We start from the raw sequence: 12,811 nt of genomic DNA, 5'->3' as shown, positions 1-12,811 counted from the left end.
GAAGCATTTTTCAAGTATTTTTTAAATAGTGGGCGCGTAGATTCTATAAATGACAAAATAGCGCCATAAAATATAGAATCTAGCCTTATAATTTTGGAAGTTGATTGAGTGATGTAAGTGTGAGACCACGCGGGCTTTTTGAGCAAGCCGCAGCGCGGTAAAGTGAAAATATGAAAGCAATAAGCTTTCTTAAGGCTTTTTAATGACAAAGCGCAAAGTAGGACCATCTTGCTCAATGGCAAGCATTTCAAATCCCCTAGAAGTCGCATCATGCGGGATTGAGTTAATGCTCTGCGGGCAGTCGCACAGCACTTCTAAAATTTCCCCGCTTTTGAGTGCAGGCAGTGCATCAAGTGTTGCAATGGCAGGATAAGGGCAAGCCTCACCCTGTAAATTAAGCGTATAAGTAATCTCCATAAAATAGCCTCCCTTTAAACCTTTGCTTTAAAAAATTTATATTTATATACACTCACTAGTATGAGCGTTATAACAAAAAGCAGCAGCGATATGCCAAAGCCATTAAGCGCGCCAAATGTTTGCAAGAGATTAATTTTTGCGCCCTCTTTAATGCTCTGCGGGAAATAATCATAGCTCAAAGCCAAAATCATCGTGCCAAGCACATTTGCTATACCCACAATCATAAAGTGTGTCTGCCCCTCACACGCACGATATGCCCAGCCGCATTCGCAACCTCCAGCAAAGACAATGCCAAAGCCAAATAAAAATGCGCCAATAACCACGCCTAGGCTAATATCTACTACCTTTGCTTGATGACCTAAGAGCATAAAGCAAAAAGCTAGCAAAGAGGCAGCTATCATACCCACAATCGCGCCTTGTGTGGCAATAGAGCGCCCAAATAAGAATAAATCCCTAAAACATGAGGTAAAGCACACTTGCGCACGCGAGATAATAAAGCCAAACACAAAGCCAAAAAGCAGTGCAAGCGCGAGCAGGCTTTGTTTGACTTTCACATCAAGAGCAGGATTATGCGTAACTAAATAGATAAACCACACAATAAATAGCGCAAACACAATGCACCCATACACAAAATGCCTCTTAGCGCGCGCAGGGCTAGGGGCGATGTGTGCGCTTGTGCCATTGCTTTTTTGCAATGTTGCGCGGGGTTTGAAAAAGGGCATATTGCACACTTTCACGCCTATATAAATCCCAAGTATCATAAAAATAGTAAAAACCCAAGTATGCAGGGAAAAATAAGGCAATCCGGTGAAAAAATTTGCCAAATTGCAGCCAAAGGCAAGTCTTGCGCCAAAGCCTGATAGAATCCCGCCCACAATGGCTTGAAAGATTCTCACATTACTCGCAGGGAGGCGAAATTTAACTTTATTTGCCCATAGCGCTGCTACGAGCGCGCCAATAAACATACCAATGAGCATAAGCCCATCTGTGCGCGTGAGAGGTGTGCCATTAAGATTTTGCTTTTTGTAATAACTATATGAGCTTAAATCCATACCAAAGAGTTCTAAAAATTCTCCACCCCATCGCGTCATCTCGCCTGTTACAGCCCACACGCCGCCAAAAAGCCCAAAATACGCCGCGCTAATAATGCCAAGCGCAATCATACCTTTGCCCGTATCCCAAAAATGCACCAAATATTTTTGCCTAAATGACTGAAACATTAAGCAATCCTTATGAATGAAAATGATTTAGACAAGAAGTTAAGAGAAGTCTAAATGAATGCCTTACACGAAAGCCTTTTTGGAGAGCGTTATTGTAGCGCGTAATGGTATCAAAAAGCAAGGGGTTGGAATATTTTTTGCTGTCTTGCCTTAAGGTAAAGATTACCAAGTCACTTTTATAGAATCTAGCTTGCAATATTTAGGCGATGTGAGCTTTTTAAAAAGTCTAGATTCTATAAAATAGCGCAAACAAGGAGTGTAGCGTGGAGAAAAAAACATCAAAAGCCAAATTTTATTTGCTAGGATTTGCATTCGTGCTTTTAGCAATACTAGGCGGAATATACTACTATATGGTGGCGTTTTCTAATATATCGCTTGAAGAGGCGAGCAAAAATATAGAATCTAAGCTCTTAGAGCAGGACGCTATGGCAAAGCAATCGCAACTTGATGCTAAAGATTCACAAATTGAGCGCCTAAAAGCGCAAAGTCAATCGCTGCAAAAAGAGCAGGAGAGCCTGCCTATGAAGCTACGCTATTCTATTAAGCCAAAAGATAAAATTGTCGCGCATTGCAAAAGTATGAAGCTTGGGCGTTGGGGAATGCCAAAAGATTGTCTCAATGAGCTAAATAGCGGCATTACAGATATGGTGAAAGAAGATAATAAAATTGTAGCCTTTGAAATTGCTGGCATCGTGGATAATTTACCCTATGCGGGTTTAAGCCCAGAGCTCAAACAAGAGGGGCTTGCGAGCTTTCGCGCTAAAGAAGCTATTCAAATTGTCGCTAAACAAATGCCAAGCGTGGCTGTATTTGAGGGACTAAGCCAACAGAGAGCGGAGCAAAGGGGTTTTGTTGTGCGTGCTTTTTATGTGGAGTAATGCTATATTAGTTGTTTTATGCCTGAAGTAGCGCATTATACGCGCGTTATAAGAGTTCTGCTACAATTTTTGCCTATAAATTTAATCATTAAGAGGAAAGAATGAGCCATCTTAATAAGCCCATTACGCAAGTTGGCATTATCCTGCGCCCCTCAAGCCCTGAACTTAAGGGAGTATTTTTACAAATACGCGAGGAGCTAGATAATGCGGGCATTGAAGTAATGCTAGAGAGTATAAGCGGAGGTATGATTGAGCTTTTGGGGCAGGATTTTCATCACATCATCTCGCGTTGCGATGCGCTCTTTAGTTTAGGGGGTGATGGCACGCTCATTGCTATGCTGCGCCGTGCTTTTGAGTATAGGCTGCCTTGTATGGGCATAAACACAGGCAGGCTTGGCTTTTTAACGGCATTTATGCCAGAGCATTTGCATACTTTTATCCCCGCACTTAAAAGTGGGGACTACTCTTTGCAACATCATTTAGTCTTGCAAGCGCAGGTATTTAAAGCAGATTCTATAACGCCCTCCCACACGCTTATTGCCATCAATGAATTTCTTATCTCAAAGCATGATTTAAGCGGTATGGTGCGCATTGATGCAAGCATTGATGGTGCGCATTTTAATACTTATAGTTGTGATGGGCTTATTATCGGCACGCCCACAGGCTCAACAGCGTATAATATTAGCGCAGGTGGCTCTGTGATTTATCCTTATTGTCGCAATATTTTGCTCACTCCCATTGCGCCCCATTCGCTCACGCAGCGTCCTTTGGTGTTAAGTGATGAATTTGTGCTAGAATTTTCCGCTAAATCGCGCGCAAAGCTTATCATTGATGGGCAAGAAATGATTGATATTATGCCAAGCCATAGGATTAAAATTCAAGCCCTCTCCCAGAGTGCTACGCTTATGTATCCACGCACACGAGATTACTTTAGCGTTTTGAAAGAAAAATTTAAATGGGGTGAAGAGGATTAAGAGATATATTGGCGCAAAATATAGAATCTAGATTCTAAAAATAGGCAAAAGTTTAAAAAGGAGTTAAGGCAAATGGTCGGGCGCATTCTAATCCACAAATCCCCCGCTTTTAATGACATAGAATTATATATGCAGGGGGGATTTAATGTCTTTAGCGGTGCTAGCGGGAGTGGGAAGTCGGTGTTTATGGATTCTTTGCTGGCAATTTTAGGCATTAAAGAGAGCAATGCAGATTTGATTGAAGCAAACATCGCTATAGAAAATCTTAATTGTGATTTGGCATCATATGGCATAGATGATAAGGAGGATAATGAAATAGTGCTAAGTATTCTTAAAAAAGACAAAACGCGCTATTTTATAAATCATAGCTCAAGCTCCAAAAAAAAGCTCTATGAGATTGTCTCTGGCTTTGCTAAACACATTAGCACAAAGGGCGCAGATGAGCTAAAGGGAGCAAATATTTTAAGAATTTTAGATATCTTTATATCCCAACAAGATAGCGCACATAGGCAGATTCTAAGCGAATATGAGGCGGATTTTAAAACCCTTATACACATAAGAGATGAGCTTAAAGATATAGCGCAAAAGGAAGCTAATATCGCGCATTTAAAGGAATTTGCAGCCTTTGAAATTGCTAAGATAGAATCTATAAACCCAAAAGAGGGGCAGTATGAGGAGCTTTTGGCATTAAAAAAAATGCTCTCCAAGCAAGAAAAAATTAAAGAGCATATCTACAAAGTGCGGCAGGCTTTGGAGCTAAGGGGGGAGCTTGAGGAATTTTTAAATCTTATTGATGAGCCATGCCCTAGTTTGGTTGAGGGATTAAATGAATTTGAGGCGATTTTAGAGCGTCAAGAGGAGCGCTTGGGCGATTTGGAGGAGCTAAATACAGAAGAAATCCTTGATAAACTTGCAGCCCTAAGCGAGCTTAATCGGCGATTTGGCGGCGTAAAGGAGGCATTAGCATATTTAGAGGAGCAAAAGGCAAAGCTCGTAGCGTATGATAATCTTGCCTTTGATAAGCAATCTTTGCAAAAAAAAGAAGCCGCTTTAACCCAAAAATGTGAGGCAAATGCCAAAAAACTGCACGAAAACCGCATACATTTTGCGCCACTTTTAAATGAGCGCATTAATGCTTTGTGTGAGCAGCTTAAATTAAAGCCAAGTCATATAGTGCTTAAAAGCGTGCCAATGGGACATTCTGGCATAAGTCAATGTGAGATAATGCTAGGGGAAAGCGATGTGGGCGTGCTTTCATCTGGTGAGTATAATCGCTTGCGGCTAGCACTTATGTGTGTTGATACGCAGCTTGAGCCGCGCAGTGGGATTTTGGTGCTTGATGAGATTGATGCGAATTTGAGCGGTGAGGAGAGTGAGGGCGTGGCGCAGATTCTTAAAATGCTCTCCCATGATTATCAAATCTTTGCTATCTCGCACCAAACGCATATGCCCTCCTTAGCGGATAATCACTATCTTGTGTCAAAAAATGGCACAACAAGCGTAATTACTAAGCTTGATTATGAAGGCAGAGTAAAAGAGATAGCGCGCATTATTAGTGGGGCAAATATCACGCCTGAAGCCTTAGAGTTTGCAAGAACGCATTTAGACAAAGCCAAAGGATAGGCATTGAATCTAGGCTTGCTTAAAGGTGTGAGCGCGTATTTGCAAGATATGCGTTATTTGCAATGCTTTAGGCGCGTGGAGGAAAATCTTTTTATGTGCGCGTGTGAGGATAGTGCGCGTAAATCTCATTGCTTGTATTTTGATATGACACGCGCTCATAGCGGGATTTTTATGAGTAGGCATGAACTATTTGTCGAGCATAAATTTAGCGCACCATTTGATAATAAACTCGCTCAATGCACCACTAACAGCGCTATTATGCAAGTGCGCGTAGATGGAGAGAATAGAATCTTGCAATTTTTGCTTGCACAAAAAGAGCAGTATAAATCGCGCCATTTTTGGCTAATGTGCGAATTCACAGGCAAGCACACAAATGTGATTTTATGCGATGGGGATTTGGTGGTGATTGAGGCTTTGCGCCATATTCCACAGACTAAATCATGGCGTGATGTGCGCGTAGGTAAGCCTTTGCAGCCCTTGCCACAACCAAAAGATGCAAAAATTACACCTGCCTTAGGTATGAAGCAGACTTTAGATGCATTGCATGCGCATTATGACACGCGCTATGTGGCTTTGTATGAGGCTAAAAAACTGCAAGTTATAAAGGATTTAACCCATAAGCGTGATATGCTCCAAAGTGCGCTTAATGCGCTCCCACAGAGTGAGAAACTTATAGAATCTGCTAAGATGTATGCTGCTTATGGCGAGGTGCTTTTTGGCGCACTGCACACTTTACCCACGCATAAAATCACAGCAAGCGCCATTGATATCACTGATTTTAATGGCATGCTATGGCATTTAGAGTTGCCCCCGCACGCTAGAGATTTGCAAGAGGCGGGGAATTGGTATTTTGCTCAAAGTAAAAAATATCACAAAAAAGCACAGCACCTGCATAAGCAAATACAGAATCTGCAAGATAAAATTGCTTTTTTAAGCGATAAAATTGCCTTTGTGGAGCGCTTTGGGATACTAGGCTTTGAGCGTGAAAAGCTCGCCCCACGCGCAAAAGAGAGTGAACATATATTTATTGATGGCTTTAAAATTAGCCTTGGGCGCAATGCTAGGGAAAATCAAAAGATTTTAGAATCTGCTCGGGCGGAGGATTTGTGGTTTCATATAAAAGATGTGCCAAGCGCGCATTTAATTATTCATTGTGGGAAGCAAATGCCGCCAAATGCGGTAATTGACAAAAGTGCGCAAATGCTAGTTGGGCTGTATGCTGCACGCAAGGGTGTGGGGGACTTTGTGGTGGATTGGACAAAAAGGAAATTTGTTAAACTCTCCGCAAATGCGCATGTAAGCTATGCCAAGTATAAAAGCCTGCATTATAGAATCTTGCAAAATGGGATTATAAAATCTTGCTAGGGCTTTAATTTCCGCGCTGTTGCTTTTGCTAGCACAAAAGCCGCGCGGTCTTGTAAATGGTTAAATCCTTGCCACGCCACTTTTGATAGCTGCCTCTGCTACAGCGTTTGAGACCACTTCATCAAGTCGCTCATCAAAGGCAGAGGGGATAATGTATTCTTTGCCAAAGCTTACTTTTTTCTTTAAAATGCCCTCAAGTTTTTGCGTGATAGGCTCTCTAGCCAAATTTGCCAACGCATGCGCGGCAGCAAATTTCATATCTTCATTAATCTTGCTTGCTCGCACTTTGAGCGCGCCCTTAAAGATATAAGGAAAGCCTAGCACATTATTGATTTGATTAGGGAAGTCGCTTCGCCCTGTGGCGACAATAGCATCAGGACGTGCTTTTTTTACGACATCTGGCATAATCTCTGGTGTGGGGTTGCTTAGCGCAAAGATGAGTGGGGATTCATTCATACCCATAATATCCTCTGGCTTTAATAAATCAGCCTTTGATAGCCCAAGTATCACATCTGCACCATTAAGCGCATCTTTAAAGGTAGGATAATGCCCTTTGCACACAAACTCTTTTTTCAAATCATTTAAATCATTTCTTTGCTCTGTAATCGCGCCTTTAGAATCAAACATAATAATGTGTTTTATGCCCAAAGCCTTATACATTTTCGCACACGCTATGGCTGCCGCGCCTGCGCCAAAAACCACTACTTTAATATCCTCTAATTTTTTATGCACAAGATAAAGTGCATTGATAATAGCCGCAGTAGAAATAATAGCCGTGCCATGCTGGTCATCGTGCATGACTGGAATATCAAGCTCATTGACTAAGCGCTTTTCAATCTCAAAGCACTCTGGCGCTTTAATATCCTCTAAATTAATGCCTCCAAAAGTGGGCGAAATGGCTTTAACCACGGCTACAAACTTATCAATATCTTTCTCGTTTACCTCAATATCAAAGGCATCGACATTTGCAAAAGTTTTAAACAAAATCGCCTTGCCCTCCATTACAGGCTTACTCGCCAATGCTCCTATATCGCCAAGCCCAAGCACAGCTGTGCCATTGCTTATAACAGCTACTAGATTGCTTTTTGAGGTGTAGTCATACGCGCTAAGCGGCTCTGCCTCAATTTGTTTGCAAGGCACTGCAACACCGGGCGTATAGGCTAATCCTAGCTCATCAATAGAGTGTAAGGGTTTGCGTGGTGTGATACCAACTTTACCGCCAATATGATATGAAAGCGCTTTGGGATAGGCACTTTTAAGACTTTCTAAATCCATTTTTAATCCTTTAAAATCATATAAAAACAGCATTTGTAGCACTTTTTTACAAATAGAATCTAACGCATTTCCCAAAGGTTAAGCAGTATTTAAACTAGTGCGTTATAAGCCCCCAAATCTTCTTTTGCGCTGCATAAAATCCTCTAGCATAGAATCTAGCTCTTGCGTGCGTAGGTTAGGCCATAAAGTGGAGGTAAAGAATAATTCTGCATAGCTTGCCTGCCAAAGCAAAAAGTTTGATATGCGTTTTTCCCCACCTGTGCGAATAAGCATATCTACATCAGGGAGTGTGGCAGTATCAAGATTAGCATTAATCATATCTATCACTTCAGATGTGCTAAGGGCAGCTAGGTGTGTGGGAGAGAGCGTGTTGGCAAGTTTGATAAAAGTGCGTGCTATTTCATCATGTGAGCCATAATTTAGGGCTAGAATCTGTGTAAGATTAGTGTGATTTTGCGTGATATGCTCCAATTCTAAAATGGCATTTTTAAGCGTGGTGCTAAAGATGCTAATATCGCCTATAGCGCGAAATCGTATATGGTTTTTCATATACATAGGCTGTTCGTTATGGAGATATTTTTCTAAGAGATTCATTAAAAAATCTACTTCAATTTTGGGTCTTTTCCAATTTTCAGTTGAAAAGGCATAGAGCGTAAGATATGGAATATGTTTATTTGCGCACCATTGTGTAACATCGCGCACGATTTTTGCTCCCTCTTTATGCCCTTGTGTGCGCTTTTTGCCTTGCGCTTTTGCCCATCTGCCATTGCCGTCCATTATCATAGCAATGTGTTTAGGCATATTCATAGCGCGCCCTTTAAGGGACGCAAAAATCGTGCAGGATTGCCAATATAGAATCCACTTTGTGTGATTGAGCGCGTAACCACAGCTCCCGCGCCAATAACGACATCATCGCAAATACACACAGGCAAAATGGTAGCATTTGAGCCAATGCTCACGCGATTGCCAATGCGCGTTTGCTCCCATAGATTCTGTGTTTGCGCGGGATAGCCTTGTGAAAATTTATCATTTATAAACATCACGCCATGTCCTATAAAGCAATCTGTGCCAATCTCCACAAGCGAGCAAATAAAGCTATGAGATTGAATGCGCGTGCGGGCTTTAATAAGCACATCGCTTTGGATTTCGCAAAATGGTCCCACAAACACATCATCTTCAAGCGTGCAGCCATAGAGATTGCTTGGCATAATGATATTTACATTATTGCCATAAGTGATATTTGCAAGGCTAGCGTGCTTAATATTCATCTCTTAACTCTTGGAGCTTAGATTGAATATTGCGTAATTCAAGGGCATAAGATTCTATACGCTTAAATCGCTCTTGCGCACCTTGCATAAAATCATTAGGAATAGGCAGCTGCTCTAAATCAGGAGGATTAATGCTGCCTAGATTGCGCTCATAAATACTGCTTAGAATCTTCTGCCCTTGCGTGGAAAATAAATAGCAATAAATACCTATGGCTACCTCTGCGCTAGGTGAGCGCAAAATGATAATGCCTGCATTTGCTACCACTCTAAGGGATTTAATCTGCGGGCTTAGAATGGTAAATTTGGGCGTTGTGCCGCGGATTGATAGGGCTATATCATAGGGCTTTAGGCTATATTTATGCACTTTGTGCGCCTCGCCTTTAAGTCTTTGGATAGAAAACTCATCACAGAATCCAAAATCAGTAAAATCCGCAATGCCCAAATCAAAATAGGTAATTTTTTCATCTTTAGCGCTGCCATAGACGCGCTGCCCGCGAAATACGCTTATGCCTAGCGCGCTAATGGGCGTGTGGTTATTATGATGAGAGAGTGGCTTTTTAATATATCGCCCCACACTTAAATCGCTCCTGTCAATATCTTTAAGCGGCGTTAGAGCGGAGTATTGACCTGTGATTTTGTGATGATAGATATGCAATATTTCTTTTAAATTAATAAGGCGATTATACTTGCCGTCTTTGCGGTAAAAGTGCGGCACATTGGCATTAATGTGCAAAATGGCTTTGTTGTGTTGAGAAAGCACGATGATAGAAAATTCATGCGTTTGATGTGGAAAGATATTTTTAGGCAGCTCGATGATAGATTCTATCAAACCCTCTTCGCAGAGCCTTTCACGCAGCTTGACTTCAAGTGAAGATTTAATTAAAGTCTGCGTGCGCAAGATAAATACACCCTTATCCTTTAAGTGGGAGAGGGAGTGAATGAGAAAAAGCAGCTCGGGATAGGTTTTAATAAGTGTCTCATAAGTAGCAAAGCGCTCATCTTCTTTTAGAAACTGCGTGCCAATATGGCTATCAAGCGGAGGATTGCAAATAATTTTATCAAATCTTTGGTATTTAAATTGCGCGTTTTTAAGGATATTATTAAGCAATAAATGCTGTGAGTTTAAATCTAAAATTTTGCAAATAATTTTTGCAATGCGCGACAAAGAAGCATCTAGCTCCTCACCATAAAGCTCAAAACTATGTGCATAATTAGCAATGGCAAAAAAGAGGCTGCCCATACCATAGCAAGGGTTATACACGCTTTGAGATTCTGTAATATCAAGTAAGCCCACAAGCAGTTCATTTACCTCTAGTGGCGTGGAGTAGGAGTAAAGCTTATGGATAGTTTTTTTCTGCGTGATAATGTGCAAAAATTCCTCAATAGTGTGATTAGAAGCGTCATTTGCCATAATGACTTTAAGGATTTTTAGTAAATTAGAGCTTGGATTAAGCGGCGTGTAAAGCTCCTCACCAAAGGCGTCTTTAAGCGCAGCGGCGCATTCATCGTGGATAAATTTACGCTTTGCAGCAAGGTGGATAAGAGATTCTATAAATGCGGGCGAATGCCTTTTTAGCCAAAACATTTCAAGCATAATGGCTATAGAATCTAGCATATCTGTATGATAGCGCTTGATGTATTCAAAGCAATTAAGCAGCTCCTTAATGCCTTGGCGGTAATCTTGCATGATTATCCTTTATTATGCGCGCACAGCAAGCTTAGTGATAGCTTCAGTATTCAGTTCGTCCATATGGCTTTTCATCACTTTAGAATACATATCCACAAGGCGATTGGTTTCAATCAGTGAAGTCATCTCCTGCACGGCATTGACATTGCTTTTTTCTAAAAATCCTTGCGCAATGATACCACTATTTTGCATAATATCTCGCTCTTGCAGGCGCTCGCTTGGGTATTCATAGAGATTTTTGCCCACTTTTTTAAGATAGCGCGGATTTTCAAAGCCTACAATTGCAAGCGCGCCGATATTTATCTGCTCGGCAATGGCGTCATTATTGATATTGCGCAAATAAAGTGTGCCATTATTATCGCTCTCAAGGTGCATTCCTGTGGGAATGGTAATGCCCTCATTAGAATCTAGCCCATCACGACTAAGCACCAAATGCCCATCTTTATTTACAATACGCCCACTAGCATCGATATTAAAGCTCCCATCACGCGTGTAGCGAATGCCATCGGGGGTTTTAATGACAAAAAAGGCATTTTGGCTTTGCAGGGCAAAATCTAGTGGATTATCCGTTTGAGCGAGGCTACCCACGCTCCTATCGGTGTATTCCTCGCTAATAATTGGCACGCGATTCATCGTGCGGTTTAAAAATTTAGCCGCTTTGCGCGTGTGGTCTTCTATAGGCAGCTGTTCTTTGTGCGTTTCATAAAGCCTTAAATAATCGCCAATAACGACATCATCGCGCTTAAAGCCTGTGGTGTTGAGATTGGCTAGATTATTTGAAATTAAATCAAGTCGGCTAAATTGCGTTACCATACCGCCTGTGGTGTTATAATATCCACTTTGCATAAAACCCCTTTATTTATAGAATCTGCTTTATAAAAAGCAAAAGATATTCCTTTAAGATATTTGCTTAAAGCGATTGTGTGAAAATATGTTATATTCGCAGGCTTATAGAATCTAACCTAAAAAAACAAGTTGATAGATGCTTAAAGCAGCTATAACTTTATACTTTAGGCGTCGCAGGGCAATTCACTTGCCCGAAGATAAGATACGCGCGGCTTTTTTATAAAAAAGCAATAGCGCGGGAATTATAGAATCTGCCCATACAGAATCTTAATGTGGTTTGTGATAGTATAAATACCACACATTTATGGGGAGAAAAATGAGCGAGTGCTTTATAAATTTGACAAATGAAAATATTGACAAAGAGCATTTGTGCTGTGCTATTGCAGATAAAAAGCACAGCAGCGGTGTGGCGAGTAAAAAGGCGTGGCTTAAAGAGCGGCTAAATGAGGGGCATATTTTTCGCAAACTCGATGTAAGGGGAAAGGTTTTTATCGAATATGCACCTTTAGAGAGTGCTTGGGTGCCTATTTTGGGGGAGAATTATTTGTATATTTATTGTCTTTGGGTGGCTGGCTCTTTTAAGGGGAAGGGGTATGGAAAGGCTTTGCTTACATATTGCATAAATGACGCCAAACTTAAGGGTAAAGCTGGGGTTTGCGCTCTTAGTAGCGTAAAGAAAAAGCCCTATTTGGCGGATAAAAAATTTTTGCTTAAATATGGCTTTAAGGTCGTGGATAGCGTGGGTGAGTATGAGCTAATGGCTTTGTGCTTTTCTCAAAATAAGCTGCATTTTGCTAAGCCTTATTTCTCTAGCACCGCAAAGCAAATGAAAATTGATAGCAAAGAGCTTAGCATTTACTACACGCCGCAATGCCCCTATATCCTGCACTGCGTTGAAGAGGCACAGGATTACTGTAAAAGTAATGATATAACGCTAAATCTAATGCCTGTAGATTCTGTGCAAAAGGCAAAAAATCTGCCTTGCATTTTTAACAACTGGGCTGTTTTTTATAATGGTAGGCATTGGACAAATAAGCTTATTGAACAGAGTTTTTTAAAAGAAATTTTACTACTAGGAAAATGTTAAGACTTTCTTAAAGCACAAACTTATCGCTTAAAAATATTACTCACCGCGCCAAAGCGCTAGATTCTAAATACTCCAAAGCCTTGGCAAAACTTAATAATCCCATTTTGTAAAATTCTATAATGCAGGCTTTGCGGCTTTTGTGCTAACAAAACGAAGTTTCTTTGAGACAAA

The 12,811-nt window shown here is 41.0% G+C and carries 13 protein-coding genes; 5 read left to right on the top strand and 8 right to left on the bottom strand.

Annotated elements, in window-relative coordinates:
• Positions 1–21 precede the first annotated feature (21 nt).
• The 3 genes from LS71_RS09455 to yedE are packed head-to-tail and all read right to left on the bottom strand — an operon-like array spanning position 22 to position 1,637.
• Positions 22–180: a hypothetical protein gene (locus LS71_RS09455; protein ID WP_194145676.1), complete on the bottom strand. Its 159-nt coding sequence runs from the start codon at positions 178–180 to the stop codon at positions 22–24.
• Between the two features lie 9 nt (positions 181–189).
• Positions 190–417, bottom strand: a complete 228-nt coding sequence (yedF, locus tag LS71_RS06180) for a sulfurtransferase-like selenium metabolism protein YedF (RefSeq protein WP_034356187.1) — start codon at positions 415–417, stop codon at positions 190–192.
• 14 nt (positions 418–431) lie between these two features.
• Entirely contained in the window at positions 432–1,637 is a 1,206-nt protein-coding gene (gene yedE / locus LS71_RS06175; protein ID WP_034356189.1) for a selenium metabolism membrane protein YedE/FdhT, read from the bottom strand.
• A 263-nt stretch (positions 1,638–1,900) separates the two neighbouring features.
• Between yedE and LS71_RS06170 the strand changes: the two genes are divergently transcribed.
• The 4 genes from LS71_RS06170 to LS71_RS06155 all read left to right on the top strand — a co-directional run bounded on the left by LS71_RS06170 (position 1,901) and on the right by LS71_RS06155 (position 6,477).
• On the top strand, positions 1,901–2,515 hold the full coding sequence (locus LS71_RS06170) for a hypothetical protein (RefSeq protein ID WP_034356192.1): 615 nt from the start codon (positions 1,901–1,903) through the stop codon (positions 2,513–2,515).
• 101 nt (positions 2,516–2,616) lie between these two features.
• Entirely contained in the window at positions 2,617–3,489 is an 873-nt protein-coding gene (locus tag LS71_RS06165; RefSeq protein WP_034356194.1) for an NAD(+)/NADH kinase, read from the top strand.
• Positions 3,490–3,561: 72 nt separating this feature from the next.
• Positions 3,562–5,112, top strand: coding sequence for a DNA repair protein RecN (locus LS71_RS06160; RefSeq protein WP_034356197.1), 1,551 nt, complete (start codon positions 3,562–3,564; stop codon positions 5,110–5,112).
• Between the two features lie 3 nt (positions 5,113–5,115).
• A complete protein-coding gene (locus LS71_RS06155) occupies positions 5,116–6,477 on the top strand; it encodes an NFACT family protein (RefSeq protein WP_034356199.1) in 1,362 nt (453 codons plus the stop codon).
• A gap of 60 nt (positions 6,478–6,537) precedes the next feature.
• Here the strand turns inward: LS71_RS06155 and LS71_RS06150 are convergent, their stop codons facing one another.
• From LS71_RS06150 to LS71_RS06130, 5 genes are all read right to left on the bottom strand, one after another.
• Entirely contained in the window at positions 6,538–7,752 is a 1,215-nt protein-coding gene (locus tag LS71_RS06150) for a malic enzyme-like NAD(P)-binding protein (RefSeq protein WP_034356202.1), read from the bottom strand.
• Positions 7,753–7,854: 102 nt separating this feature from the next.
• Positions 7,855–8,559 carry a di-trans,poly-cis-decaprenylcistransferase gene (locus tag LS71_RS06145; protein ID WP_034356204.1) on the bottom strand — a complete coding sequence of 235 codons (705 nt, stop codon included), beginning with the start codon at positions 8,557–8,559 and terminating at the stop codon, positions 7,855–7,857.
• Positions 8,556–9,020: an acyltransferase gene (locus LS71_RS06140; RefSeq protein ID WP_034356206.1), complete on the bottom strand. Its 465-nt coding sequence runs from the start codon at positions 9,018–9,020 to the stop codon at positions 8,556–8,558. Before LS71_RS06140 ends, LS71_RS06145 begins: the two co-directional genes overlap by 4 nt.
• Entirely contained in the window at positions 9,010–10,707 is a 1,698-nt protein-coding gene (locus LS71_RS06135) for an N-6 DNA methylase (RefSeq protein ID WP_034356209.1), read from the bottom strand. The genes LS71_RS06140 and LS71_RS06135 overlap by 11 nt, the downstream gene beginning before the upstream one ends.
• 12 nt (positions 10,708–10,719) lie before the next feature.
• On the bottom strand, positions 10,720–11,553 hold the full coding sequence (locus tag LS71_RS06130) for a flagellar hook-basal body protein (protein WP_034356213.1): 834 nt from the start codon (positions 11,551–11,553) through the stop codon (positions 10,720–10,722).
• A 316-nt stretch (positions 11,554–11,869) separates the two neighbouring features.
• Between LS71_RS06130 and LS71_RS06125 the strand changes: the two genes are divergently transcribed.
• Positions 11,870–12,640 (top strand): GNAT family N-acetyltransferase, encoded by a 771-nt coding sequence (locus tag LS71_RS06125; RefSeq protein WP_034357194.1) that lies wholly within the window; start codon positions 11,870–11,872, stop codon positions 12,638–12,640.
• Positions 12,641–12,811 lie beyond the last annotated feature (171 nt).

The organism is Helicobacter jaachi, assembly GCF_000763135.2.
Lineage (GTDB): Bacteria > Campylobacterota > Campylobacteria > Campylobacterales > Helicobacteraceae > Helicobacter_C > Helicobacter_C jaachi.
This window is presented reverse-complemented; position numbering and strand designations above follow the sequence as displayed.

What these genes read in the sequence shown, in the direction of transcription:
- LS71_RS06160 (WP_034356197.1), top strand. Translation starts at nt 3,562, where the DNA reads ATGGTCGGGCGCATTCTAATCCACAAATCCCCCGCTTTTAATGACATA.
- yedE (WP_034356189.1), bottom strand. Translation starts at nt 1,637, where the DNA reads ATGTTTCAGTCATTTAGGCAAAAATATTTGGTGCATTTTTGGGATACG.
- LS71_RS06140 (WP_034356206.1), bottom strand. Translation starts at nt 9,020, where the DNA reads ATGAATATTAAGCACGCTAGCCTTGCAAATATCACTTATGGCAATAAT.
- LS71_RS06145 (WP_034356204.1), bottom strand. Translation starts at nt 8,559, where the DNA reads ATGAATATGCCTAAACACATTGCTATGATAATGGACGGCAATGGCAGA.
- LS71_RS06130 (WP_034356213.1), bottom strand. Translation starts at nt 11,553, where the DNA reads ATGCAAAGTGGATATTATAACACCACAGGCGGTATGGTAACGCAATTT.
- LS71_RS06135 (WP_034356209.1), bottom strand. Translation starts at nt 10,707, where the DNA reads ATGCAAGATTACCGCCAAGGCATTAAGGAGCTGCTTAATTGCTTTGAA.
- LS71_RS06125 (WP_034357194.1), top strand. Translation starts at nt 11,870, where the DNA reads ATGAGCGAGTGCTTTATAAATTTGACAAATGAAAATATTGACAAAGAG.
- LS71_RS06150 (WP_034356202.1), bottom strand. Translation starts at nt 7,752, where the DNA reads ATGGATTTAGAAAGTCTTAAAAGTGCCTATCCCAAAGCGCTTTCATAT.
- LS71_RS06165 (WP_034356194.1), top strand. Translation starts at nt 2,617, where the DNA reads ATGAGCCATCTTAATAAGCCCATTACGCAAGTTGGCATTATCCTGCGC.
- yedF (WP_034356187.1), bottom strand. Translation starts at nt 417, where the DNA reads ATGGAGATTACTTATACGCTTAATTTACAGGGTGAGGCTTGCCCTTAT.